This is a genomic window from Elusimicrobiota bacterium, assembly GCA_016722575.1.
Classification (GTDB): Bacteria; Elusimicrobiota; Elusimicrobia; order FEN-1173; family FEN-1173; genus JADKIY01.
Genome location: JADKIY010000002.1, coordinates 1,037,054 through 1,061,872, shown reverse-complemented (window position 1 = coordinate 1,061,872; position 24,819 = coordinate 1,037,054). Strand labels below are relative to the sequence as shown.

General features: G+C 65.5%; 17 protein-coding genes. 13 read left to right on the top strand and 4 right to left on the bottom strand.

Going from position 1 to position 24,819, the window contains the following annotated elements:
* Window positions 1–10: 10 nt before the first annotated feature.
* The 6 genes from dnaE (at window position 11) to IPP68_08495 (ending at window position 6,171) form a co-directional block, all read left to right on the top strand.
* Window positions 11–2,179 carry a DNA polymerase III subunit alpha gene (gene dnaE / locus IPP68_08520; GenBank protein MBL0350405.1) on the top strand — a complete coding sequence of 723 codons (2,169 nt, stop codon included), beginning with the start codon at window positions 11–13 and terminating at the stop codon, window positions 2,177–2,179.
* Complete coding sequence (locus IPP68_08515) at window positions 2,065–3,546, top strand: hypothetical protein (GenBank protein MBL0350404.1); 1,482 nt, start codon at window positions 2,065–2,067, stop codon at window positions 3,544–3,546. The genes dnaE and IPP68_08515 overlap by 115 nt, the downstream gene beginning before the upstream one ends.
* Before the next feature lie 79 nt (window positions 3,547–3,625).
* On the top strand, window positions 3,626–4,672 hold the full coding sequence (locus IPP68_08510) for an aspartate-semialdehyde dehydrogenase (protein ID MBL0350403.1): 1,047 nt from the start codon (window positions 3,626–3,628) through the stop codon (window positions 4,670–4,672).
* 7 nt (window positions 4,673–4,679) lie between these two features.
* Window positions 4,680–5,552: a dTDP-4-dehydrorhamnose reductase gene (rfbD, locus tag IPP68_08505; protein MBL0350402.1), complete on the top strand. Its 873-nt coding sequence runs from the start codon at window positions 4,680–4,682 to the stop codon at window positions 5,550–5,552.
* Window positions 5,553–5,584: 32 nt separating this feature from the next.
* Window positions 5,585–5,827 (top strand): helix-turn-helix domain-containing protein, encoded by a 243-nt coding sequence (locus IPP68_08500; GenBank protein MBL0350401.1) that lies wholly within the window; start codon window positions 5,585–5,587, stop codon window positions 5,825–5,827.
* A 122-nt stretch (window positions 5,828–5,949) separates the two neighbouring features.
* Window positions 5,950–6,171, top strand: a complete 222-nt coding sequence (locus tag IPP68_08495; protein ID MBL0350400.1) for a hypothetical protein — start codon at window positions 5,950–5,952, stop codon at window positions 6,169–6,171.
* 339 nt (window positions 6,172–6,510) lie between these two features.
* Here the strand turns inward: IPP68_08495 and IPP68_08490 are convergent, their stop codons facing one another.
* A complete protein-coding gene (locus tag IPP68_08490) occupies window positions 6,511–6,747 on the bottom strand; it encodes a translation initiation factor (protein MBL0350399.1) in 237 nt (78 codons plus the stop codon).
* A gap of 110 nt (window positions 6,748–6,857) precedes the next feature.
* On the opposite strand from IPP68_08490, the gene IPP68_08485 reads away from it, so the two are divergent.
* Genes IPP68_08485 through IPP68_08465 form a run of 5 tightly spaced genes read left to right on the top strand, consistent with a single transcriptional unit; the run spans window position 6,858 to window position 13,853 of the window.
* Window positions 6,858–7,262, top strand: a complete 405-nt coding sequence (locus tag IPP68_08485) for an EamA family transporter (protein MBL0350398.1) — start codon at window positions 6,858–6,860, stop codon at window positions 7,260–7,262.
* 48 nt (window positions 7,263–7,310) lie between these two features.
* Window positions 7,311–7,808, top strand: coding sequence for a YajQ family cyclic di-GMP-binding protein (locus IPP68_08480; protein MBL0350397.1), 498 nt, complete (start codon window positions 7,311–7,313; stop codon window positions 7,806–7,808).
* A 3-nt stretch (window positions 7,809–7,811) separates the two neighbouring features.
* Window positions 7,812–10,649, top strand: a complete 2,838-nt coding sequence (locus tag IPP68_08475) for a hypothetical protein (protein ID MBL0350396.1) — start codon at window positions 7,812–7,814, stop codon at window positions 10,647–10,649.
* Window positions 10,646–12,826 (top strand): sulfatase-like hydrolase/transferase, encoded by a 2,181-nt coding sequence (locus tag IPP68_08470; GenBank protein MBL0350395.1) that lies wholly within the window; start codon window positions 10,646–10,648, stop codon window positions 12,824–12,826. Before IPP68_08475 ends, IPP68_08470 begins: the two co-directional genes overlap by 4 nt.
* Window positions 12,816–13,853 (top strand): hypothetical protein, encoded by a 1,038-nt coding sequence (locus tag IPP68_08465; protein MBL0350394.1) that lies wholly within the window; start codon window positions 12,816–12,818, stop codon window positions 13,851–13,853. Before IPP68_08470 ends, IPP68_08465 begins: the two co-directional genes overlap by 11 nt.
* On the opposite strand, the gene IPP68_08460 is transcribed toward IPP68_08465, so the two are convergent.
* Both IPP68_08460 and IPP68_08455 read right to left on the bottom strand, forming a co-directional pair.
* On the bottom strand, window positions 13,850–15,052 hold the full coding sequence (locus IPP68_08460; protein MBL0350393.1) for a saccharopine dehydrogenase NADP-binding domain-containing protein: 1,203 nt from the start codon (window positions 15,050–15,052) through the stop codon (window positions 13,850–13,852). The genes IPP68_08465 and IPP68_08460 overlap by 4 nt on opposite strands.
* A 76-nt stretch (window positions 15,053–15,128) precedes the next feature.
* Entirely contained in the window at window positions 15,129–17,357 is a 2,229-nt protein-coding gene (locus tag IPP68_08455) for an EAL domain-containing protein (protein ID MBL0350392.1), read from the bottom strand.
* 197 nt (window positions 17,358–17,554) lie between these two features.
* Here IPP68_08455 and IPP68_08450 point away from each other — a divergent pair, with 197 nt between their 5' ends.
* Window positions 17,555–18,301 carry an acyltransferase gene (locus IPP68_08450; protein MBL0350391.1) on the top strand — a complete coding sequence of 249 codons (747 nt, stop codon included), beginning with the start codon at window positions 17,555–17,557 and terminating at the stop codon, window positions 18,299–18,301.
* A 30-nt stretch (window positions 18,302–18,331) separates the two neighbouring features.
* Here IPP68_08450 and IPP68_08445 read toward each other — a convergent pair whose 3' ends face one another.
* On the bottom strand, window positions 18,332–19,132 hold the full coding sequence (locus tag IPP68_08445) for a hypothetical protein (GenBank protein MBL0350390.1): 801 nt from the start codon (window positions 19,130–19,132) through the stop codon (window positions 18,332–18,334).
* A 75-nt stretch (window positions 19,133–19,207) separates the two neighbouring features.
* Between IPP68_08445 and IPP68_08440 the strand changes: the two genes are divergently transcribed.
* Window positions 19,208–24,610 (top strand): hypothetical protein, encoded by a 5,403-nt coding sequence (locus IPP68_08440; GenBank protein MBL0350389.1) that lies wholly within the window; start codon window positions 19,208–19,210, stop codon window positions 24,608–24,610.
* The last annotated feature ends 209 nt before the right edge of the window (window positions 24,611–24,819 follow it).

The following is a 24,819-nucleotide window of genomic DNA, read 5'->3' as shown; positions in this document are numbered from 1 at the left end:
GTTAAAACCCATGACCACCGCCGAGTTCGTCCACCTCCACAACCACACGGAGTACAGCCTGTTGGACGGGGCCACCCGCCTCACTGACGAAAAAGGAAATCCCTCCGAATTCATCAAAACCATGGCCGCGTCCAAGTTCCCGGCGCTGGCCATCACCGACCACGGGAACCTCTTCGGGGCCATTGAGTTTTACCAAGTCTGCACCGAGGTGGGCATCAACCCCATCATCGGCATCGAGGCGTACCTGGCGCCCGAGTCCCGACTGGACCGCAAGGGCAGCCCCTCGGAGTCCGCCCACCACATCACCCTTCTTTCGACCAACCTCGCCGGCTACAAAAACTTGATGAAGCTGACCTCCCAGTCCTTTCTGGAAGGCTATTACTACAAGCCCCGGATGGACCGGGAAATCCTGGCGAAACATTCGGAAGGGCTCGTGGCCCTGACGGGGTGTCTGAAAGGCGAAGTCTCCTCGGCCCTCCTGCGGGAACAGCCGGACAAGGCGGCCAAGGCCCTGGACGATTACCGGTCCATTTTCGGGAAGGAAAACGTTTTTGTGGAGCTCATGGACCACGGTCTGCCGGACCAGCGGAAGGTGTTTCCGCGCCTGGTGGAATTGGCGAAAAAATTCGACGCCCCCCTGGTGGCCACCAACGATTGCCATTACTTCCGCAAGGACGACCATTTCGCCCACGACGTGCTTTTGTGCATCGGCACCGGGAAAACCTTGAACGACCCCAATCGCCTGAAGTACAACGCCCCCGAGTTCTATTACAAAGCGCCCCAGGAGATGATGGAAACCTTCAAGGAGGTGCCCCAGGCCCTTCGAAACACCCTGTCCATCGCCGAACGCTGCCGGCTGTCCCTCACCTTTAATCAGATCCTGTTGCCGCGCTACGACGTGCCCGTGGGGGAGTCGCCGGAGGGCTATCTCGAGAAGCTGTGCCTCGAGGGTCTCAAAAAACGGTTCGGGCACATCAAGCCCGATTATAAGACCCGGCTGGATTACGAGTTGTCGATCATCCGCAAAATGGGGTTCTCCACCTACTTCCTGATCGTCTGGGACTTCATTCATTACGCGCGCCGCCAGGGGATCCCCGTGGGGCCGGGCCGCGGGTCGGGCGCCGGCGCCCTCACCGCCTTCGCGCTCAACATCACGAACATCGACCCCATTCAAAACGGCCTGCTTTTCGAGCGCTTCTTGAACCCCGAGCGGCGGTCCATGCCCGACTTGGACATCGATTTCTCCGACGACGGCCGCGAACAGGTCATCGAGTACGTCCGCCAGAAATACGGCGAGGCCTGCGTGGCCCAGATCATCACGTTCGGGTCCATGCTGGCGCGCCTCGTGGTGCGGGACGTGGGGCGGGTGTTGGACATGCCGCTCCCGGAAGTGGACAAAGTCACGCGGCTGATCCCCCGGGAGTTGGGCATCACCATCCATTCGGCCCTCCAACAGGTGCCCGATCTGCAGAACCTTTACAAAACCGATCCCAACGTCAAGAAATTGCTGGACCTGGCCCAGCGGCTGGAAGGCCTGAAGCGGCACACGGGCGTTCACGCGGCGGGCACCATCATCGCGGCGGGGGCGCTCACCGAGCACGTGCCCCTGGCCAAAGGGTCCCGGGACGTGGTGACCACCCAGTACAACGACGAATCCGTGTTGAAGCTCGGCCTTCTCAAAGTGGACTTTTTGGGGCTCCGGACATTGACCGTGATCCGGGACGCCATCAAGCTGGTCCGGGAACGCCACGCCCCGGAATTCGACATCGAGCACATTCCCTTGGACGACGCCGCCACTTTTAAATTGCTGGCCCAGGCCCGCACCGCCGGGGTGTTCCAGTTGGAAAGCGGGGGCATGCGCGATTTGCTGCGGAAACTCAAACCCACGACGTTGTCCGACGTGGTGGCGCTCATTTCCCTTTACCGCCCCGGCCCCATGGGCTCCGGCATGTTGGACGAGTTCGTGTCGCGCAAACACGCCCGGTCCAAAGTCGTTTTCGACCACCCGCTTTTGGAGCCCCTCCTGAAAGACACCTACGGCATCATCGTGTACAGGAGCAAGTCATGCAGATCGCCCAGGTCCTGGCCGGGTACACCCCGGGCCAAGCCGACCTGCTCCGAAAAGCCATGGGAAAGAAAATCCAGGAAATTCTGGATCAGCAGCGGGACACCTTTCTGAAGGGATGCAAAGACAACAACGTCGAGAAAAAAATCGCCGAAAAAGTCTTCGACCTGGTGGTCCAGTTCGGCGGGTACGGCTTCAACAAAAGCCACGCCTCGGCCTACGGCCTGGTGAGCTACCAAACCGCCTTCCTCAAGGCCAATTACCCGACGGAGTTCATGGCCGCGGTCTTGACGTCGGAAATCGGCCATTCCAATTTGGGGTCCAAGGAAGTGGAGTCCAAGCTGGTGACGTACATGGGGGAATCCCAGGAAATGGGCATCGAAATCCTCCAGCCGGACGTTCAGAAATCCGTCGACGTGTTTTCCATCGAAACGCCGCCCACGGAAAAAGAGAATCCGGCGATCCGCTTCGGATTGCTGGCGGTGAAGAACGTGGGGGACGGCGCGGTGGCGTCCCTGCTCGAGGCCCGGCGGACCAAAGGGCCTTTCGTTTCCCTGGACGATCTCTGCGGCCGCGTGGACACCCGCCAGGTCAACCGCAAAGTCCTGGAATCCCTGGTCAAGGCCGGCGCCTTTGACGGGTTCCGCCCGGTCCTGGGGGAGGAGTCCGACGAAGTTCGCCTGCTGGAATTGTGCCGCTGGCGGTCCCAAATCCACGGCGACGTGGGCGACACCCTCGGCCGCGCCACGAGCGCCCGGGAGGAGACGTCCGTGGGCCAGGGCGCCCTGTTTGATTTGGTGGGCGTGTCCAAGGGGCCGCCCCGGGCCCAAAACGGAACGGCCCCGGCGGAATGGTCGGAGCACGAACTGTTGGCCAACGAAAAGGAAGTCCTCGGTTTTTACCTGTCGGGCCATCCCCTGGCGCGCTACCGGCGGGAGCTCGCCAGCTACACCACCCACACCCTGGGAAAGTTGCCCGAAAGCGGCATCGTCCGGGTGGCGGGCATGATCGTCAACACCAAAAAGACCGTCACCAAGTCCGGCCACGCCATGAGCCGGTTCAAGCTCGAGGACCTGGAGGGCGAGGTGGAATGCGTGGTCTTCCCCAAAACCTACACGGCGGACCTGGCCCGGGCGCTGGTGGCCCACGAGATGATCGTGGTCAAAGGCCGGGTGGAAACCCGCATGGACGAAAAAAACATTCTGGTGGAGGAGGCGGTGCCGCTCCGGGACGCCCGGGCGCGCTTCGTCAAGCGCGTGGTCGTCCGTCTTTCCACCGCCGGCCTGGCCGAGGACCGCGTGGCCAAAATCCAGCGGGCCGCCGCGGCCCATCCCGGCGCCTGCCGCCTGTGCTTCGAACTTTCGACGCCCACCCACGGCACCTACCGCCTGGCGACCGAGCACAAGGTGGCCCCCACCGACGGGTTCGTCCACGAGCTCGAAAATCTTTTGGGGCGGGGTTCCGTCGACCTGCAAGCGTGACGTCGGGGAGAAATTTGTTATAATCCCAAAAGGCGGCCCCGCGGGGCGCGCCTTTTTTGTTTGCGCGAGGTGATCGATCGTGAAAAAATATCGTGTGGCGGTGGTGGGCGCCGGCGCCGTCGGCGTTCAAATGATTCGAATTTTAAACCAGCGGAAATTTCCCCTGGAGGAACTCCGCGTGCTGGCCCGCAGCGCCCGAACTCTGGACATCGACGGCCGTTCCTACGCCGTGCGGGAAACGACCCCCGAGGCTTTTGACGGGATCGACATTGCCCTCTTTGCCGGCACCGAGGGAGAGAAGGGCGCGGCCCTGACCTTCGGCGCCGAAGCGGTCAAACGCGGCGCCGTCGTGATCGACAACGGGTCGGATTTCCGCATGAAAGACGACGTGCCTCTGGTGATCCCGGAGCTCAACGCCGACGCCCTTCGAAACCACAAGGGCATCATCGCCAATCCCAACTGCACGACGGCCATTATCCTGATGGGCCTGGGGCCCCTGCACAAGGCGTTCGGGGTGACCCGCGCCGTGATTTCGACGTACCAGGCCGTCTCCGGCGCCGGCGCCAAGGGCGTCGAGGGACTGCGGAAGCAGACCGAAGCGGCCTTGAAGGGCGAAACCGTGTCGGATTTGAACGGGTTTCCCAACCCCATCGCCTTCAACGTCCTGGCCAACAACTGGGCCATCGAGGAAGAAGGCTACTCCAACGAGGAATGGAAGGTCGTCAAGGAAACGCACAAGATCCTGGGCGACGATTCCATCCGCGTCGCCGTCACCACCGTGCGCGTCCCGACCTACGTGGGCCACGGGGAGTCGGTGTGGATCGAAACCAAAAAACCCATCACGCCCGAAGCGGCCCGCGCGGTGTTCGCGGCGGCCCCCGGCGTCCGCGTGGTGGACGAAGCGTCCCCCTTGGAGGGCGTCAACTGCCCCATGCCGCTCCTGGCCGAAGGCAAGGACGATTCCCTGGTCGGCCGCATCCGGCGCGACCTGTTCAGCGACCACGCCCTGGCCTTCTGGGTGGTGGGCGATAATTTGCGCAAAGGCGCGGCGTTGAACGCCGTGCAAATCGCCGAAACGCTGGCGACCCGCGGGTGGCTCAAGCCGTCCGTTCCCGCCGGACGCTGACCCGCGCGTGAAAGTTCTCCTCTTCGGCGGCGCGGGCCAGCTGGGGACGGACCTCCGAAAAACCCGGCCCGCCGGCGTCGACCTGGTGTGCCCGGGCCGCGCCGAGGCCGACATCGCCGACGCCGGCGACGTGGGGCCCCTCCTGGAACGCCACGCGCCCGACGTCGTCTTGAACGCGGCCGCCTTCAATCTCACCGATCAATGCGAAATCGATCCCGCCGTGGCCTTTCGGGCCAACGCCGAAGGCCCCCGGGTTCTGGCCGCCTTGGCGGGGGCCCGCGGCGCCCGCCTCCTCCATTTCAGCACCGACTACGTTTTCGACGGAACGAAAACCGCGCCCTACGTGGAAAGCGACGTCCCCCGGCCGTTAAGCCAATACGGCCAATCCAAACGGGAAGGGGAACAAGGCGTTCTGTCGGCGTCCCCCGATTTTTGGGTGGTGCGGTCCTCGAGTCTCTTCGGCCGGGCCGGGTCCCGGGGCCTGGGCGGAAATTTTGTGGAGTCTATTTTGGCCCGGGCGCGTTCCGGCGCTCCGCTCACGGTCGTCAACGACGTGCGCATGTCCCCCACCTACACCCGCGATTTGGCCGAGCGCGCTTGGGCGTTGGTAACGCGGGCGGTTCCCGGCGGCGTTTACCACGTCTCCAACGGAGGGTCCTGCACCTGGTTTGAATTCGCCGTCGAAATCCTTCGGGCCGCGGCGGTGCGCGCCGACGTTCTCCCGCTCCGGTCCGACCAATGGCCCGCCAAATTTTCCCGTCCCGTCCAATCGGCCCTGGCCAGCGAGCGCGCCGCCGCTCTGGGGTTTCCGCCGATGCGCCCCTGGCCCGACGCCCTCCGGGACTACCTCGCCGAGCCGCCTGCCCACGAAAAGCTTTGACTTCCGTCGGAGCTTTTTATATAAAAACCCCGATGCCGACGGAACCGCGCACCACCCGGGAAGTGATGGACATCCGGGAACTGGCCAGCTACCTGGGAATTGGCAAATCCAAAATTTACGGTCTCATCCGCGCGCGGAAAATTCCGGCGGCCCGGATCGGACGGCAATACCGATTTTCCAAGGACGTGATCGACGCGTGGTTGCGCGAAAGCCTCATCACCCAGCCCCCGGAACCCCAGCGGGGCCTGTTCGAGGGCAAGCCCGGTCCCGCCTGAGGCGTCCCGCGGCCCCGTCGGGCGACTCCGCCGTTTCCGACGGAAACCGTCTTGCAATTCGCGGAGGATTTGCTAATGTTTTGTCACGCAGCGATTATTTCTCGACGAAGGAGGTGAAACACATGGCACAAAAAGTGGCGAAAGCCGGCGTTAAGCGCGAAGAGGGGTTCCTTTACTTCATCGACAAGCAAGGGGACGTTTCCCGCGCGAAGATGGCTCGCGGTGGAAAAAAAGGCGGCAAACCCCAGAAGGTCGCAAAGGTGGGGATCAAGAAAGAAAAAGGCTTCCTGTACTTCCTCGACAAGCAGGGAGACGTTTCCCGCGCGAAAATGGTCCGCCGTTAAAAGCGGATTGGCCCCGTTGCAGGGGTCGCAGCCCGTGGACACGGTTTGCGGGGCGTCGCTCCCTTCCCGTCGTCTTGAATCCCGCTCCCTCTCGGAGGATTGTCCTCCCGGGGGGAGCGGGGTTCTTTTTTAACCTGAAATTCTCAGTTGAGCGCGAGGAACGGCCACGAGCGGAGCCCGTGGCACTGGGGGCGGCAGAGCCGCTGATTCGAGACGAAAAAAGCGGGGGTTTTACGAACAAAAAAGTGCGGGCCGTAGCGGGAATACGGACAACCTTTTTTGTGAAGGGAAAACGCCCGTATTTTTTGGCGAATCCCGCGGGCGACTGAGAATTCCAGGTTAACCCCGCCGCACCCGGTGGCCCAAGGATTCGAGATGGGCGGCAATTCGCTCCCGGTGATCGCCCTGAATTTCCACAACGCCGGCCTTCATCGTTCCGCCGGCGCCGCAGCGCCGTTGGAGGTCCTTCAGGATTTCCACTTTCCCCTCCGGATGGAGGGGGAGGCGCTCCACGAGCGTCACGGCTTTGCCCCGCCGTCCGCTTTTGTCCAGCCGCACCACCACCGGTTCGTTCATCCCGCCCATTTTTTCACATTCGCCGGGGATCGCCAAGACCGCCCCCTTATTTCCTAAAATACCCCGGTGATCATTGACCGTGGGGGAACCGTCGCCTGAGCGCTTTCGGAATGGCCGTCCTGGCCGCCGTTGTTTGGGGCGTCTCGGGTTTCGTTGAAAAGATCGGTTTGCGGGGCGCCGATCCGCAAACCGGGGTGTTGGCCCGTTCCTTGGGCGTCGGCGTGGCCGGCGCCGTCCTTTTGTTCTTGCGTCCCGACGTGGGGACGGGGTTCCTCGCGTTGGATTGGCGGACCCGGCTGACCTTGATGGGCGGCGGGGCGTTGGCCAGCGTCATCGCCCAGTTGTTTTTTTACCGGGCGCTGAAAGTCGGCGACGTGGGACGCGTCGCCGCCGTGGGGGGCGCGTGGCCGGTCGTGGCTTTTGTTTTGAGCGTGTTGTTTCTCGGGGAAACGTTGACCGTTCGAAAAGGTTTGGGAATTTTTCTCGTGGTGCTGGGCGCGGCGTTTTTGCGGTGACCGCGAGCGCGGGCCCCCGTTGACGGGCGGCCGCGCGGGGGAGGGTGCGTGGCGCAGGAATTCTCGTTCGATGTCGTCAGCGAAGTGGATTTGCAGAACGCCGACAACGCCGTCAACACGGCCAATCGGGAACTGCAGACCCGGTTTGATTTCAAAGGCAGCGTGAGCCGCATCGATCTGGATAAAAAAGAGAACAAGATCACGATCCTTTCCGATAACGAAGGCAAGCTCAAAGGCGTCATCGACATTTTGCAGAACCGGATGATCAAGCAAGGCATTTCGCTGAAAGCCTTGGATTTTCAAAAAATCGAACCCGCCGAAGGCGGGACCGTCCGCCAAGTGGCCAAAGTGTCCCAGGGCATCCCCTCGGAAAAAGCCAAGGAAATGGTTCGGGTCCTCAAAGACGCCAAATTGAAAGTGAACGCCTCCATCCAGGGCGAGCAACTCCGGGTCACCGGCAAATCCAAGGACGATCTGCAGGCCGCCATGGCCCTCCTGCGGGGCGGCGATTTCGGCCCGCCCGTCCAATTCAAGAACTTCCGCTAACGCATGCCCCCTTCCCCCGTTCGACGGGGACTCGCCGCCGCCGTCGTGGCCCTGCTGGCCGGGGCCGCGCTGGCCTTGATTTACTTCCTCCAGGTTCTGCTCGTGGACGACCGCAAAGTTTCCTTCCCGTCGGACGAGGAGCGCGCCCGGACGCCGCATTTCCAATCGGACCCGCTCCTCCAACGTTTGGGGACGGGGTCCTTTCGCGCCGCCGGGCGCGGCCCGGAGGAGCTGTTTCACGGCCTGCGGGCGCTGTTGACCGAACACCCGACCGCGCGTTTGGCGTGGGACGCGGAGGCCCGGCTTCCCGCCGCCCGCGTCACGCTGGCGGGGGGGGGCGGGGCGGTTCGTCGCCGGGCCCTGGTGTCGCCCCCGAGCGGCGAGTATGAATTTCCGGCCTTGATTCCGGTGGACGGTTGGTTGGAGTTCCAATTGGGCTTGCTCTCCCTGGGCGCCGGCTTGTCGTGTTCCGTGGACGTGATCGACGAGCGGGGCGCCACGACGCCCGTGTTCCACGACGCTTTGATTCCCCGGCGCCACCGGGCCGCCCACCGGCTGGCCCGATGGCTTCCGGGATTCCTTTCCCGGGTGTTGGCCCAAAGCACCCATCACGACGAACGCTGGCGGCCGGTCCGGGTCAATTTATCGGCTTGGTCCCGGCGATCGGTTCGACTTCGGTTCCGCGTCGAACCGGGGATGGCGGAAGGCGTCGACGCGGGAGAGTCCGCGGCGTTTTGGGGGGACCCCCGCGTGTGGGGCCCCCGGACCGAGGGGTCGGAGATTCGCCGTGCGGGGCGACCGCCCACGGCCGGAGCCCCCCTGGCCTTGGTCGTTCTGGAGAACGCCCGGGGGGACGGCATCAGTTTGGAAGGCTTCTCGGAGCAAACCCCGCCCCGCTTGCGGGACTTTTTTCTGGAAGGCGTGGGCGTTCGCCGTTTTTACACGAACGCCGTGGAGCCGGTCGGCGCCTGGTCCGCGCTTTTGACCGCTCAAACGCCCCGGGTCGGGAGTCCGGCCGTGGCCCCGCGTTCCCCGGCCCCGGCGCCGAATTGGGTGCGGGCTTTTGCCGACAACGGCTATCGCACGGTGGCCGTGGGGGCCTTCGGCGAAGCGGACTTGGCGGGCGCGCCGGGCAATGATTTCGACGAAATTTACACCGTCCCCAACGACGGTTACGCCGCCCTGACCGCTTCGGCGGAGGCGCTGGAATGGACGCGCCGTTACGAAGGGCGGGGACCGTTTTTGCTGGTCGTTTTTTTGCGGGGCGTCCCCCGCCATCGCTGGCCCCCGGTTCGATTTTGGGCGTTGTCCCTGAAGCGTCTGCCCTGGTCCCACCGCCGCTGGGCCCGTTGGCGGGAAGCGGCGGTGCAATCCTACGTGGACGACGCCTTGGGGCGGTTTCTGTCCACTTTTTTGGCCGTGGTCCCGGACCGCCCGGTGTTGAGCGTATTGTCTTTGGGGGGAAGTCCGGCCGGCGACCGGCCGGTGCGGTGGCCCGGGCGCGGACGTCGCGGATGGGCCTATTGGTCGGAACCGGGGTTGGGGTTGCGGGAAAGCGAAGTGCGCGGGGTGTGGTGCGTTCGGCACCCGTCCCTGCCCACCGGGCGGTTGTTGGCCCAGCCCGGCCAACTGGTCGACGTCGGGCCTTCGCTGGCCGCGTTGGCGGGCCTGGGCCCCGTGGCGGGCGTCGATGGACGTGCTTTGGATTTCCGCCGGGAGTCGCCCACGGAGGACACCCTGGTGCACATCGCGTTTCGGGGCCGGGAGGCCAAAGGGCTTCTCATCGACGGCCACTACAAATACATCCGCCACCGTGGCCCGACCCCGCGGTGGTGGCGCCCCCGCCGTTTTTGGATCGATTACCCCCGGGAGGAAGTCTTTGATCTGTGGAACGATCCGGGGGAACAGCAAAATCTGGCGGTCCACCGGCGCACGCTCTTGGCGCGCCTTCGCCAGGCCATGGACGAGATCGATCCCGATCCCACGGACATCCGGGTCGCCTTCCAAGGAGCGGACGGCGCCCGCGCCCAAGGCGCCGCCACCTGTTCCATGAACGGCCTCCGGGTGGCGGAAGACGCCACGCTCCCGCTGATTTCCCGCGGCCGGACCGAATTTTCCTTCACGGTTCCGGCGTCCTCGGGGGCCGTGATTTTCGAAACCGATCCGCCGGGCGCTTCCTACATGATGTATCTCACCGTGAACGGACGGTATATCCCCGCGTCGCGCCTGCGCGTGTCGCGGTTGAACCTGCCCCTCTTCGAGTCCGCCGGCGACGGTTGGCACGACCGAACTAAATTCCCTTGGATGGACGGTTGGGCGCCCCTCCCCGCCACGGCGACGGAAGCCACGGCGTATCTTGGGCGGCGCGAACGCGATCCCAAAGTCTGGCGACCCGCGGCCGATCGGCTCGCGGAGTCCCCGGTGTGGACGCCCTTCCCGACTTCCTGGGTGGTGGGGAGCGGTCGCGCGCCCGCCTTGACCGCGCCCGTTCCCCTTGGCGCGCCGCCCGTTTCGGCGGTTCCCGTTCCCGGGAGCCCCATCGATCCTCTTTCGGTGTCCGCTTCCACCGCTCCGCGCCCCGCCGCTCCGGCCCGCGCGGGGGGCCCCGTCGTCCCGGTTGTCTCCACGGGCACGGCGTCCGGTCCCGCGGCTCCCGTCTCTCCGCGCCCCGCCGTTGCGCCCTCCGTCGCGGTTCCTTCCACCGGCACCGCGTCCGGCTCCGCCCCCCTGGCGCCGCCCTCCGCTCCGGCCGCCGCGCCCGCGGCCGCGGTGGCCTCCCCGGCCGTTGCGCCTCCCGCCGAGGCGCCCCGGCCCTCGACCTCCCCGGTGGCCGTTCCGTGACCGTCTTCGAGAATCCTTTTCAGCGGCAATGGATCCTTGTCCGCCGTTGGCTCCGCTCCAGCGGCCGGGACGTCATGGACTCCACCCGGGAATCCGTCGGCTCCCTGGAGGCCAAAACGGGTGCCGCCCTTTTTGGCTTGTTGTGGCTGTGGGGCCGTCTCGGGGGGGGCGGCGGACCGATGCCGTCCCCGGCCGACGCGGAAATATTCCATTGGGCCCGGTCCTCGGCTCCGGGGTGGGCGTGGGCGGGGCAAGGGGTGGCGTTGCTTCTTCATCTGGCCGTCGGTTTAACCTGGGGGGTGGTGTTTCGAAACGCCTGGGATTTCATCGGGGACCTGTGGAAACCCCTTCGGCGGGCCCGGTGGACGATCCCTCGGCAAATCGCCATTGCCGCCCTGGGTGTTTTTTTCTTTCACACGGCCGTTCTGATGCGGGACGCCGCGCGGCACCCGGCCCTCTATCTTCATCTGGCCGAGGGGCGTCGGTTCATCGCCCGCGGCGCCTTCCTTCTTCTGGCCGACGGTCGACCGCTCTGGCTGCGGTGGCCGCTCACGGCGGGGGCCTTTCTGGGCATTTTGTCCGCGGCGCTCAACGTCGTTCGCCGCGTGGGAATGTGGTTTTGGGGGTTCAACCGTCCGACCCGCTTGGCCATCGCCGTCCTCGGTTCGTTCTTGACGCTTTCCGCCGTCGGTTTTCGCGCGGTGTGGGTGGCGCAATTGACCCCGAACACGGGTCCCAACGCCGTCGTGTTGGTTCTCGACGGCCTTCGTTCGGATCGTCTTTTTCGGGCCGACGGCGGAAGCCCGGCGCCCCGTTTGGTTCGATGGATGGCCCGGGGGCGAAGTTTTGCGCGGTGCGTTCCTCCAGCCGCAGAAACGGACTGTTCGTTGATGACGTTCCTGACCGGCCAAACGCCCCTTCGGCATGGGGTCCGGAACCGCTTCGCCTCGGGGGGGGACGCTCGCCTTGGGGCCGAAGCGCTTCCGCTCGTCTTGCGCGCCAACGAATTTCGCACGGGGGCGCTCGCGGACGCGGGGGGCGATTTGTACGGCCGCCTGGAGGAGGATTTCGACGAGGTGCGCGCGCCCGTGCGCAACGCGCGATCGGTCTTGGTCCGACGCGCCCTGGAAGGGTCGCTCCCCCTGTTGCCCTATTTGTCCGGCCGCGGGGGACGCGCGCTGTTTTCACCGCTTCGGGGGTCCGGTCCTTTGGCGGACCCCGACCTCCTGGCCGGGGAAGCGGCGGACTGGCTGCACGCCCACCGGTTTGACTCCCGTTTTTTCCTCGTGGTGCACGCGTCTGTTTTAACGGAAACAGCCGCGCCGGTCAACGCCCGCGCGTGGCGGTACTGGCGGTCCCGGGCCCGGGGCGCCTCTCGGGCCTCGGACACGGGGGGGCGGTTTGATGAACGAACCCTTTACGACGCGAACCTTGCCGCCCTGGACAACGCGCTGGGGTTTCTGGCGGACGCGTTGAAGGCCGACGGGTTCGAGGAAAACACGCTGGTGGCCGTCTGGTCGCCCCGCGGCGCCGCGCTCTCGCCGGTGGAACGGGAGCGGGCCGCCGCGTTGGCCGGGCCCGTTTTCGACGCGGCGCCCTTCGCCCTGATGGAGCCGCACCTCCGGTCGGGCGCCCGTCGTCTCCCCGGGTTTGTGCGCGCCCACGACGTGGCCCCGACCCTCTTGGACGAATTGCGGCTCCCGGTTCCGCAAGCCATGGAGGGCGTCCCCGTGTTCGAAGGCGCCCCCGCGGTGGACGACGCCGCCGTGGCCTACAGCGAAACCGATGGATTGACGGGCGGGCCCTTTTCGTTGCCGCCGGCGAAGGCGCTGACGGTGGAAGACCGGGACGCCCCCGGCCGGTTGATGCTCGACCCCGCTTACGTGGACCGGGTGTTGGTGGGCAAACGCCGGGCGCTCCGGTGGCCCGACGAAACGTTGGTGTACGTCCCCGCCGCGGACGGAGTTCGATTCCAGTATTTTCGAGAGGACGCGGCCTCCCAAGGGGATTTGTCGGGCAACCGACTCTGGACCGCCCGCGTCCGAGATTTGAAAGAGATCTTTTACCGGTATTTGTCCCGCGAGGTGGGCTGGCGTCCGCAAAACGAGTATTGGCTGCCCGAGGCGCTGCTGCGGGAGGAGCCCTTCGACCCCGGGGACCGTCGCCGTGGATCGTAAACCCCCCCGCCCCCGCACCGGCGTGGCCTACTTGGGCAATCGGTTCCTGGGTCACGCGCGGCGCGATTTGGAGGTCATTGCCCGGGTGGCCGACCACGTGGTTCATACGTTCAGCGAAACGGATTTGTATTTTCACAAGGCGGCCCTGGCCCGAATCGTGGAGGCGAGTCGGCGCTTGGGCCTGGAGGTGTGGGCCGACCCCTGGGGGGTGGGGGGGGTCTTCGGGGGCGAGAGTTATTCCAAATTTCTCCTGGAACACCCCGAGACCTGGCAAGTCCTTTCCGACGGCCGCCGGGTGCCCGCGGCCTGCATTAACCGACCGGCGTTTCGGGATTTCGTCAAAGAATGGGTGATCGCCGCAAGCCACCTGGGGGCCCAGGTCGTTTTCTGGGACGAGCCCCACGTGTATTTTCATTGGGATTTGGAATGGGAGGGGGTTTACGCCTGCGTGTGCGAGGGGTGCGCCGCCCTGTTCCGTAAACGTTTCGGCGGCGCGCCGCCGCCCAAACTCAACGAGGACGCCTTCGCCTTCCGCCGGGATTCCTTGGCGGGTTTTCTGGGCGAGCTCATGGCCTATGCACGGCGCAAAGGAATGAAGAACGCCCTGTGCCTTTACGCCTTCGAAGGCTACGCGGAATACGAACGCTTGTGGAACACGCTGGGGTCCCTGCCGGATTTGGACGTGTTCGGGTGCGATCCCTATTGGCGCTGGCGCCCCGCCAAGCAGGACCCGGCCCGGCACGTCCGGCACTACACGGAGCGCGTCGCCGCCGTGGCGGGGCCTCTCAAGAAGGGAAATCAGATCTGGATCCAGGCCATGCGGCTGCCCAAAGGCGCGGAGGGTGAAATCGAGACGGCGTGCCGTGCGGCGGCCGACGCCGGGGCCACGCACATCACGGCCTGGAGTTACGACGGGGGGGCGCTGCTGGACCCCGTGCTGTCGGAGGATCCCGATCGGGTGTGGGCCGCGGTGGCCCGGGCGTTTGAGTCCTTGCGGGAGGGTCGGGGAAAGTTGGAGGGCGGTTAAACGCCCGGGGCGGTCGTCTTCTCGGTGATTTTGATTCCCCGCCGCTGGACGACGTCCAGATAGGTTTTGGGCGGGACCAATTTTTCAATGGGCACGACGCCGGGTTTGGCCACCTCGCCTTGCACCAACATTTCCAAGACGACGGCCGCGGGAAATCCCGTGGTTCGCTGCATGGCCGAGAACCCCGTTTTGACATCCTCATACTCCAAAACGTTGTAGGTGATTTCGGTCGAAGCCCCGCCTTTGGTTCCCCGCACCGCCACCCGCATCACCAACAGATCCCTTTCGCCCGGAAATCGCAATCGTTCCTCCGCGAGTTTGATGAACAATCGCCGCGGCGACACCCATTGCCCGTCCACCCGCACCGGCTCGGCGTCCAGGAGGCCCAAATCCTTGAGGGCCTGGATTTTTTCAAAGTGGCCGGGGTAGCGCAGGGTTTTGTAGCTGTAGGATTGCACCCGCCCTTCGTAGGTCCAGGGGCAGGTCGACGTCGCTCCGCCGGTGACCACCCCTTCCAGGCGGCCCAGGGGCGGTCCGAAATCCAATTCTTCCCGGCGTTCAAAGGAGGGCACCAGGACCACGCGGCCCTCCTGCAGTTCGTAGGACTTCCCGAAATAATTGCCCAGGACCCCCTCCATGCTGAACACCAATTTGTACCCCAGCGGCGGGTGGGGATGTTGGGGAAGACCGCCGCAGTACATGCGCACCTCGTCGGTCCGGTCCAACTGTTCGATGCCCCGGGCGGCCAACACGTTGCACAAGCCGGGGGCCACGCCGCAATCCGGCGTGACGGTCACCCCGGATTTTTGCGCGCTCCGCTCCAACTTCAATATTTCCTGCGTCGTGTCGAAGTGCCCTCCCAAATCGACGTAATGGGCCCCGGAGGCGATGGCCGCCCGGGCGGCGGCGGGGTTGAGAAAATAAGGCAAAGCGCTGAAGGCGCCCCGATGGCCGTCGATGGCTTTGGCCAGGTCGGTGGCGCGGCGGCCGTCCACCCGCCGGGAACGGAGGGCGGTTCCGTTTTGTTGGAGTTCCTTGCCGATGAGGGACTGGAGGCGTTGAACCGCGGCGCGCGCCAGGGGGAGGGACGCGTCGGCCAAAGTGACCGTGGAGGCCCGTCCAAAAAGGGCCAATTCGAAGGCCGCGGCCATGCCTTGTTTGCCGGCGCCGAGCACGATGTAAGCGTAGCCTCGACTCACCCCGTTAGGGTATCCCCGGGTGGGGGCAAAATCAAGGTCGGAGGGGTTTCGGTGCGTTCGACGGAAACGCGGAAATTTAGGCGGGTTTGCCGTTGCGGCGGAGGAGAGGGGCGAGGTCCCGGGCGGGCATGGGTTTTCCGAGAAGGAACCCTTGGCCTTCCTCCACGCCCTGGGATTTGAGGAAATTGAGCTGTTCTTCGTTTTCGACGCCCTCGGCCACGAGGGAAAGCCCCAGGCTGTGGCCGATGCCGATGATGGCGTTGGTGATGGCGGTGTTGTCTTTCAAACCCGGAATGCCTTCGACGAACCCCCGGTCGATTTTCAGCGTGTTCAAAGGGAACAAGCGCAGGCAACTCAGGGAAGAGTAGCCCACGCCGAAATCGTCCATGGAGATGCGGACGCCCATCTCCCGGAGGTTGTTCAAAATCTTGATGGTTTCGTCCACGTCCTGCATGGCGGCGCTTTCGGTGATTTCGATCTCCAGGGGGAACCCGGTGTGTTTGCACCGGCTGAGAATCGTGCCCACCGTCGTCAGAAGGTTTTGCTGTTGGAACTGCTTGGGGGAGAAATTGACCGCGATCGCGATGGGGGCGTAGCCTTCGGCGTGCCAGCGCCGCGTCTGATCGGCGACTTCCTGAAGGACCCAATCGCCGATGTTTAAAATGAGGCCGGTTTCTTCCGCCACGGGGATGAATTCCACGGGCGAAATTTGCCCCCGGCGAGGATGGTTCCATCGGATCAACGCTTCGACCCGGATGATTTCGGTGTCCTTTAAGGAAAAGATCGGCTGGTAGTAGAGTTCCAATTCGCCGCGCTCGGCGGCCTGGCGCAGGTCCGATTCGATTTTCAGTTTAGAGACCAGTCGGCTGTGGGTCTCCCGATCGAAAATCTCGTGGCGGTTCTTTCCGTTTTTCTTGGCGCGTTGCATGGCGCTTTCGGCTTCGTTGAGCAGCATTTCGGCGTTGGCGCTGTCGGGGCCGTTGAGGGCGATGCCGAGGCTGGCCCCCACGTTGACGACCTCGGGGCCGATGTCGCAGGGGGCGCCGATCAGTTCCCGCATGCGATCGGCGAATACCACGGCGGACCGCTCGTTGGCGATGCCGTCCAAGAGCACGGCAAATTCATCGTCGCCCAGGCGGGCCACGGTATCGCCGACGCGGGCGTAAGACCGAAGGCGCGCGGCCACGGCTTGCAACAGTCGGTCGGCGGCTTCGTGGCCCGCGCGTTCGTTGATGGTGCTGAAACGGTCCAGGTCGACGTACAAAACGGCGAACAAATACCCCGGTTGGCGCTTGACGCGGTCCAGGGTGTTCGTCAGGCGGTCCAGGAACAGGGCGCGGTTGGCCAGGCCGGTGACTTTGTCGTGAAAGGCTTCGTGGCGGAGTTGTTCCTCCGCGGATTTTCGGGTGGTGATGTCGGTTTGCGACCCCACCAGGCGGTACGCGGCCCCGGCGTCGTCCCGGACGACGAGCCCCCGGGTCAAGGCCCAATGGTAGGTGTTGTCCCGGTGGCGGATTCGGTATTCGATTTCCAGGGCGTCTTTGCCCGGTTGGCCGGTTTCGGAAAGGGTCCGTTTGACCATCTCGACATCGTCCGGGTGAACCCGGTCGATCCACACGCTGGGGGCGTTGCCCAGCTCGGCGTCGGAATAGCCCAACAGCGCTTTCCAGCGCGGCGAAAAATAGATGCGGTTGTTGGGGAGGTTCCAGTCCCAGAGCCCGTCGTTGGCGGCCCGGGCGGCCAGGGCGTAGCGTTCTTCCGAGGCCTTCAGGGCCTCCAGGGCCGCCTTTCGGCCCGTGATGTCCCGAATCAAAATAATGGCTTGTCCGTCGTCCATCGGTCGAAGACGGGCTTCGTAAAACCCGAGCGAGGCCCCGGCCAGCAGGGCGTATTCCAAGGTGGTCGGTCCCTGGGCGGCTCGGGCCTGGCGCAGGGATTCCCGAAATCGGCGACCCACGTCGGGGTTCGGGAAGGACTCCAAGGGCCGTCCGATCCACCGCCCCGATTCGCCGGTGTCGTCAAAGGACGCCCCGCTGAACTCCACGATTTCTTCCTGCTCGTTGATCACCAAGAAGAGGTCGGGGAAGGTTTGGAAAATGGCCTGCAAATGGGTGTTTCGACGGGCAATTTCCTGACCCCGGAGGTCCAGGGAATGTTCGAGAATCTTTCGGTCCTGTTCGTCCTGGTGGTAGGCTTCGTTGACGGCTTTCAAAAAGGATCGGAACCGCCAGAGGAACGGGCCCCGGCGGTCCTTGAAGAAACGGGCATACTGTTTTTTTAGGAGACCATGAAGACGTGAATTCATCCGACCTCCTTTCGTTCCAACGTCGTCCCCGCTTCCCCGCGCGCCGGTTTTCCCGCCCGCGGTCCATATATACTTAGCCCCCGATTCACCTATAATCAAGGGGCAAAGGGGCCCGGGGGGGCCCCCCGGGGGGGGCAGTGGCGAACAGCGGTGGGACGCGATTGGCGGTGATTCAAACGGAACCTCGAAAGGGCGCCGTGGAAGAGAACCGTGACCGGGCCCTGGCGCGGATGGCGGAGGCCCCGGCCGACGTGTACGTGCTCCCCGAGCTGGCCTTTACCGGGTATCATTTCGACCGCCCAGAGGAAATCGCCGCTCTGGCCGAGCCCGCCGCCGACGGTCCCTCCGGCCGGGCGGTGGGCGATTTCTGCCGGAAGAAAAAAGCGTGGGCCGTTTTCGGGTTGGCCGAGTCCGCCGGCGGGCGGGTCTTTAACGCGGCCGCCCTGTGGGGTCCGACGGGGCTGGTCGGCGTTTACCGGAAAATCCATTTGTTCGGCCGGGAAAAAGGGCTTTTTTCCCCGGGGGACGGCCCGTTCCCCGTTTGGTCCCTCCCGCCCGGGCGGATCGGCCTGATGATTTGTTTCGATTGGTTCTTCCCCGAGTCCATGCGCGCCCTGGCCCTGGCCGGCGCCCAAATCGTTTTGCACCCCGCCAACTTGGTCCTTCCGAATTGTCCCCAGGCCATGATCACCCGTTGTTTGGAAAACCGCGTGTTCGCGGCCACGGCGGATCGGGTGGGCGAGGAGACCTGTGGGGCGGGGACGCTTCGGTTCATCGGCCAAAGCCAGATCCTGTCCCCTCGGGGAGAGGTGCTGCAGCGGTTGGGGACGGCGGAGGGCGCGGCGGTGGTCGACGTTTGTCCGGCCGAGGCCGACGACAAGCGATTGTCCTCGGGAAACGACCTGTTTGCGGAGCGGCGTCCGGAGTTTTATCCCAGGGGTTAGACGGGAATGGCCTAAAAAGAAAAGAGTTGGCTAATCGTAGGTTTCGGGGATGGGAACGTCCACCCAGGCGCCCCGGGCCCGGCCCGGTCCCCGCCAACCCGCCGGCCCCAGGAGCAGGCCCTGGAGTCGCTTCGGAAGGGCCCCGGGCGGTCGGCCGATGGAAAGAACCCGGAACTCCCCGGACACCCGCGGGACCGCGGGGGCGGCCGCCGCCCACCCGAGGGATCGGGGGAAAAAAACGACCGGCACATGGCTTTGTCCGCCCCGCTCCGGGGCGAAAACCAACTCCCAATTCTTTTTCCCCACCCGACGCGCCTGGCACGGCGCCGCCTTTTCCTCCGGCGGCACCGGCGCCCGGGCTTCCGGCGCGCGGGGGTCGGTGACCACGAAGAGGGAGGTTTCCGCGGTGCCGGCCTGGCAGGTCTCCCGGCACTCCAACCATTCCACCCGGGCGCGCACGGTCCACCCCGCGCCCATGGGCACGGCGTCGGCCAGTCGAAGGGGCGTCCAAAGCGTCGCGTCGTCGGGGAGCGTGTGGGCGACCCAACCGTCGGTGATTTTGCGAAGGGGCCAAGGCCACCGAATCGGGGCCGTGGCGGCGTCGGGCGGGGAAAGCCATTGCACTTTGGTCGTCAGCCCCACTTCCCCGGGGTTGTCCCAAAAGACGTGCCATCCGTCCAAGGTGCGCAATCGCACCCCCACCCAGAGCACCTGGCCCGGGGCGGCCGTCGTGGCGACGGTCACCAGTTCCGCTTGGGTGTGCAAGGGCTCCGCGGAGGCCACGCCGCCCAAGAACAGAACAAAGGAATAAACCATGTATTTACATTTCATTTACAATCCTTTAAGGTCCCCGCCGGTCTTCTTCTATTAAACTTAATTTGAGGACGCGGAAGCGCCCCCTCATCAATGAAAATTCGCCGCCGATCCACACGACGTTCCCTCCGAACTTTCGCCCACCGGGCGGGCGGGGCCCTCCTGTCCCTGCTCCTCGGCGGAAACCCCCTGGCCGCCGGTGTGATGGAGGGTCGGCGATTTTGGGACGACCGTCGGGCCGCGGCCGCGCGGCCCAACGCCGAGTCCACCGAATTCACGGCGCTCTTGTCTCAATGGCCCGGCGAAAAGCCCGTGTGGGGAGCAGCGGCGACGATCGAGGGCGGCGGATCGCTGGCGGGGGCCGGCGGTCGGTGGGCCAAACGCGGCCGGGGCGCCGCGCGCTTAACGTCGTTTCGGGCGGGCGACCGGGCCGACGCGCCCGTGGTTCTCTTGGTCCAAGACCTGCACGATGTCGCCGACGCGCAAAAAAACATTTCCATCCTATTGGCGGATTTGTCCGCGGGGGGGGACTTTCCCCTGGTGGCCGTGGAAGGCGCGACGGGCGATTTCCGGCTGGACCCTCTTCGGCGCTTTGTTCCGGCGGACCTGTTGACCTCGGTGGCCGATGGCCTCCTCCAACGCAATATGATCGGCGGGCCGGAGCACGCGGGCCTGGTGGCTCCCGAAGGCCCGAAACTTTTCGGCGCCGAGGACCCAACGCTTTACCACGAAAATTTGGCCGCGGCCCGGGCGGCCCTTCGACGCCAACCGGCCCTCCGCGCGGCCCTGGGGCCCGCGCGCCGCGCCTTGGCCGACGCCCACGCCCGGTGGGATTCGCCGGCCGCCCACGCCCACGCGCTCAAAGCGGCCGACAAAGCCGCCGGTCGTCTCTCCCTGGCCGATTACGCCGTTCATCTTTTGTCCCAACCCGGGGCGGCCGGCGCCGCGGTTCCCAACGTGCGCCGTTTGGCGACCGCCCTGGCCCGGGAGCGCTCCATGGATTTCGCTCGGGTGGAAAGCGAGCGCCGGGATTTCCTGACCCGGCTCGCCAAAACGCTGAGCGCCAGGGAAAACGCGGAACTTCTTCACCGGGTGGTCGAACACCGGGCGGGTCGGCTGGGTTACGGAGCGCTCTTCGACGCCCTGGAAGGGCTGGCCCGTCGTCACGGACTCTCGCTCTCGGCCTATCCGGCCCTGACCGGCTACCGTCAATACGCCGAGGCCGCCGAGGGCATCGAACGCGGCCCCCTTTTGACGGAATTGGCGGGGCTGGAACGCCGGGTGGAAGACGCTTTGGCGGCGGGGCCCACGGCCCGGCGGTTGCTGGCCCTGGATCGCCGATGGCGTCTGCTGACCCAAATGGTGGACCTCTCCCTCTCGCCCGACGGATGGTCGGCGTATATCGTCGAACGGAACGCCCTGCGTCGTTGGCCCGTTGATCTCGCCGCCTTGGGAGTCGCCGTTCCCCGTTTCCCTTCGCCCGAAGCCCTCCGCCCCTTTGAGTCTTTCTGCGAACGCGCGTCCCAACGGAACGACGCCTTGGTCGCCAACACCTTGCAACGGATGCGGCAGGACGGCGCCCGGGCGGCCGCGCTGGTCGCCGGGGGCTTTCACACCCCGGGCCTGGAGAACGCCTTGGCCCGCCGGGGCGTCGCCGTGGGCGTGTTCACCCCCCGGGTGGACGTTTTGCCCGCCGGCAACCCGGGTTTGGCGGCTCTCCTGGAGGACCCCCGCCCCTTGGAAAAAATCTTCGTGGGTGAGCCGCTGTCCCTGGTGAGCGAACGGGCCCTGGGCCCGACGGTCAACATCGACGCGCCCCACCAGCGGGCGGTCGAGGGGCTGTTGGCGGCTCAAATCGTCGCGCCCTTGGCCGCCGGAACGGTGGACGTGGCCGCGGCCAACGAACGCCTTCGCGCCCTGGCCCGGGAGGCCCTCGCCACGATCGATCGGGCCGAGGTCGCGGCCCCTCTCCGCGCCGGCGAATCCTATCGATTTGCCTTCGACGGGCCCGGCGGGCCCGCCCGGGTGGCGGTGACGGCGATGTCGGCCGACCCGGGGCGGCCGCCGGATTCCCCCCTGACGCTGGACGTCTCCGTGGACGGCAAACCCATGACCCTGTCCTTCGCGCCCGCCGCCCGGTCCGGACGTTTCCTGGACGTTCTCGAGCCCTGGTCTCGCCTGTCCGCCTTTCGACAGAAAATCCCGGGTTTGTATTACGCCCTCGTGGGACTTTGGGAGACGGCGGCGTTCCGTTACGTCGGCCTGACCGTGATTCCCGGACTTTTGGTGCACGCCGATTTCCCGCTTTGGCTCGCCGCCTCGGCCGGCCTCTTTTGGGCGGTTCCGGGTTTTGTCTTCGCCCACACCCTGGTTCGTTGGGCCTTCCACGCCCCCGAAGACGGTTGGACTTGGACGTCCTTCGCTCGGGAGTGGGCGATCGAATGGGTTCCCAACCGCAAATTGTTCCTGGGGTCCCGACCGTTGCTCGGTCTAACGCTGAGCGGCGTCTATGCCTTGACGGCCCTCCTTCCTTTTGACGGCGCCGCGGTTTGGGCGCTCCTCACCACGGCCGCCCTTCACGGGGATTGGGACATGTCCATCCACCGCCACCGGTCCGATCCGGTGGACCCCCAGGCCGACGGGGAAGCCCGCGTTCGCCGGTCCCTGGCCCGCCCGGTGGACCTCTCGAATCGGTGGTTTCTGTCCGGGGACTTCGATAAGTTGGGGGGCAAAAACGAACTGCTGGGGAAAGACGCCATCGGCGATCTTTTCGAGTGGACCCAAGGCCCCGACATTCTCTTTCTCCGCCGATCGATATTTCGCGAAACCCGAGAAGTGGTGGCCGCGGCGGCCCGAAGCGGGGGCGGGCGGGTTCATCGGGGCGTGGGCGGGGACGAGCTGATTTTTGAATTTAAAGGGACGGAACCCAAGGCCCGGTTTTTCTTAAACCGCGTTGTTTCCGCCGTTGATCAGCATTTCCGGGGGAAATACGCCTTCGTTGCGATTCACCGCCCCTTGTTGGTGGCCAGCGAAATCAACGCGTTAAAGGCCCTCCCCGGGGCCATGGTCCTCGAGCGTTACGGGGCCGGATACCGTCTAATTGTCGAACGAAAGCCGGGCCGTTTTCCTTCGGCCCTGGCCGCCTGGGCCCGACTGTTGGCGGGCCGGGCTCCGCCGTCGCCGCGGACCGACGAATCGCTCTTGGAGGAAATTCAGGGCGCTCTTTTCAGTCAAACGGATTTGTCCCCCCTTCAATTTGAGCGTCCGGGCGCCGGGCCCTTCACCTTGTCCATCGGGGCCGTGAACGCCGCCGACACCCTTCGGGTCCTCGAGGAAACCACCACCGAGGCGGACGGCGATTGGATGAAAGGCGGGCGGTGGCTGTCCGGTCGGCGGGCGGACTTGATCGAATGGGGGTACCGTTTCGCCAACGACGCGTTGAACCAAGCCAAGGAAGAGGGCCGCAACCGGGCCGTTCTTCTGTCCGGTGCCGAAGCCATCCGGGACGCGATTCCGCCGGGCCGCGTGACCCGGGAGAAGATCCTGGCGCTTCGCGCCGAAGTCCAAACGGCGGCCAACACCGCACTGCCCGAGAACATCGACCATTTGACGGGATGGCGCACCCCGGCAGCGTTTCGTTCCGGCCAACGCAAAGTGCGGACGCGCGTCGGCCCCTACCTGAACTACTTTTTTATCGGAAGCTATCGCGAGGGGGCGCCCCTGCAGCGGCGCGGCTTCCACGAAACCCAATCCCTCCCCAACGTCGGCCACCAAGGCGGCAACGCCCTCATTCAATCCGTGTTCGGCTTGGCCGAACGCCTCTTCGCCGTGGCGGGAGAGCCTTCCCCCAAGGAGCGGGGCGCCCGGGCGCCGCCCGACTCCGGTTACGTGGCCGCCGCCACCGATCGCCTGGCCTCGCTCACGGCGGAGGATCTCCGGCGGTTTGAGGAGTCGATCCCGGCCGAAATCCGCTCCAACCCCGTCTTCGGTGTCCGCCCCACGATGTTCGTCATCACCGTGGACGAACGGATTTTAAAAAGCGACCCCACCCTTCCCCAATCGCCCTACTTCGTCACGGAATTAATGGCCAAAGCCGTGGCCGAATTGTTGGTCCGCCATCAAACCCAAGGCGGGCACGATTTTTGGATGAAGGCCCTCCGGTCCATCGGCGACGTCGAGGTCTTGGAAAAGAGGGAGGCCGCCGACGTCGGCGCTCCGCGGCTGGTCCGGGTCACCTTTTCGCCCGCGAAAATGGGCCCGTTGATGAATCATTTCCGCCGGGCCCAGGAAACGGCTTCCCGTCGGGCCCACCGGGAATTGACCGGGGAACCGATGCCCATCGTCGCCGTGACCGGTTCCGAAGGACTGCTGGACAATTGGGCGGAGTCCCGCCGGATTGCGCCGGAGGACCCGGGCCGGGCCTTGGACCGCTTGTTCCCCATCCTTCGCCCATTGGGGATCGAAGCCGCTTTGCGCGAACGATCGACCACGGTGCGCCTCGAGGCCGCCGTTCGAAGCGGTTACGCCCGCTGGTGGGCCCGTCAATTGACGGAAAGCGTCGCCGGGGTGGACACGCCGTCGACCATTGAACGCGCCGCGCGGTGGGACAAACGGGAGCTGTCGCCCGCCGCCCTGGCGGGGGCGGCGGCGGAAGCCTTCGAAAACGGGGACGGAGCGGCCCTCGTGTTGGACGCCGCCCAGCGGTTGCAGGACATCCCCGTTGTCCGGGAAAACGACGATCAAACGGTTGCCTGGATGGAAGCCCTGGCGGACCGCCTGGTCTTATCCTGGTTCGCCCGGCGCGCCGATCTGCGGGACGCCGGCCGGGTGCACGGGGTCAAATGGTTGGTCGCGGCCGCGGGGTTGGCGTCCACCGGTCCCCGGGGATTCGACGCGCCGCTGTTTGAGAAATTGGCGCGCCGTCTGGAGACCCGGCTCAACGACGATCTTCGCGAAATCTCCCGCGTCGAATCCGAACGCACGCGGTTCCAGTCGGCCCTGGCGGAGAACCGAGACGTCGTGATCGACCTGGCCTCGGCGGCCGCCCGGGAAAAGCCGATTCTCGCCACCCTGGAGCGATTGGGGAAGGCCCGGCGGGAATCCTCCCACAGCCGATCGCGCGTCGTTTTCGTGGACCGGGGCGCGTCCACCGACGCCGCGTTGGAAAAAGAGGCCCGCGCCCTGGCGGCCCGGGCCGGGTGGACGTTCGACGCGTCGGCGGATTTTCGCTACTTCGCCAACGAGCCCACCCACCGAATTTTGTTCGCCGACGGTAAAATCCATCTTCGGGAATTGGCCCTCCGCCTTCAGTCCCGCCCCGGCGAATCCCTGCGGCCCCTGGACGTGTTCACCCCCTCGGCCGAGGGCTGGGACCTGGCCGGGGTGGAATCCCTGGTTCAGCTGCTGGTCTTTTTGGCCGGGGATTTGGTTTACAACGCCACCGAACGGATCGGCCAGGACCTCCAGCGGACCAAATTCGTCTCCATCAACGCCTGATCCCCGGCGGTTGTTTCCCGGGAACAACTATCCTATAATCGTTTTCAAGGCGTGGCGCCCTTTTGGATCGGGAGCCGCGTTTGTCGGCGAGGCCCCCAACCCGCGTAGCCGCGGGAAAACGGGGACCACGCCTAACGGCGAGGCCCCCAACCCGCGTAGCCGCGGGAAAACGGGGACCACGCCTAACGGCGAGGCTTTAAGTACCAACT

What these genes read in the sequence shown, in the direction of transcription:
- IPP68_08485 (MBL0350398.1), top strand. Translation starts at nt 6,858, where the DNA reads ATGGCCGTCCTGGCCGCCGTTGTTTGGGGCGTCTCGGGTTTCGTTGAA.
- dnaE (MBL0350405.1), top strand. Translation starts at nt 11, where the DNA reads ATGACCACCGCCGAGTTCGTCCACCTCCACAACCACACGGAGTACAGC.
- IPP68_08475 (MBL0350396.1), top strand. Translation starts at nt 7,812, where the DNA reads ATGCCCCCTTCCCCCGTTCGACGGGGACTCGCCGCCGCCGTCGTGGCC.
- IPP68_08490 (MBL0350399.1), bottom strand. Translation starts at nt 6,747, where the DNA reads ATGAACGAACCGGTGGTGGTGCGGCTGGACAAAAGCGGACGGCGGGGC.
- IPP68_08500 (MBL0350401.1), top strand. Translation starts at nt 5,585, where the DNA reads ATGCCGACGGAACCGCGCACCACCCGGGAAGTGATGGACATCCGGGAA.
- IPP68_08445 (MBL0350390.1), bottom strand. Translation starts at nt 19,132, where the DNA reads ATGAAATGTAAATACATGGTTTATTCCTTTGTTCTGTTCTTGGGCGGC.
- IPP68_08495 (MBL0350400.1), top strand. Translation starts at nt 5,950, where the DNA reads ATGGCACAAAAAGTGGCGAAAGCCGGCGTTAAGCGCGAAGAGGGGTTC.
- IPP68_08455 (MBL0350392.1), bottom strand. Translation starts at nt 17,357, where the DNA reads ATGAATTCACGTCTTCATGGTCTCCTAAAAAAACAGTATGCCCGTTTC.
- IPP68_08440 (MBL0350389.1), top strand. Translation starts at nt 19,208, where the DNA reads ATGAAAATTCGCCGCCGATCCACACGACGTTCCCTCCGAACTTTCGCC.
- IPP68_08515 (MBL0350404.1), top strand. Translation starts at nt 2,065, where the DNA reads ATGCAGATCGCCCAGGTCCTGGCCGGGTACACCCCGGGCCAAGCCGAC.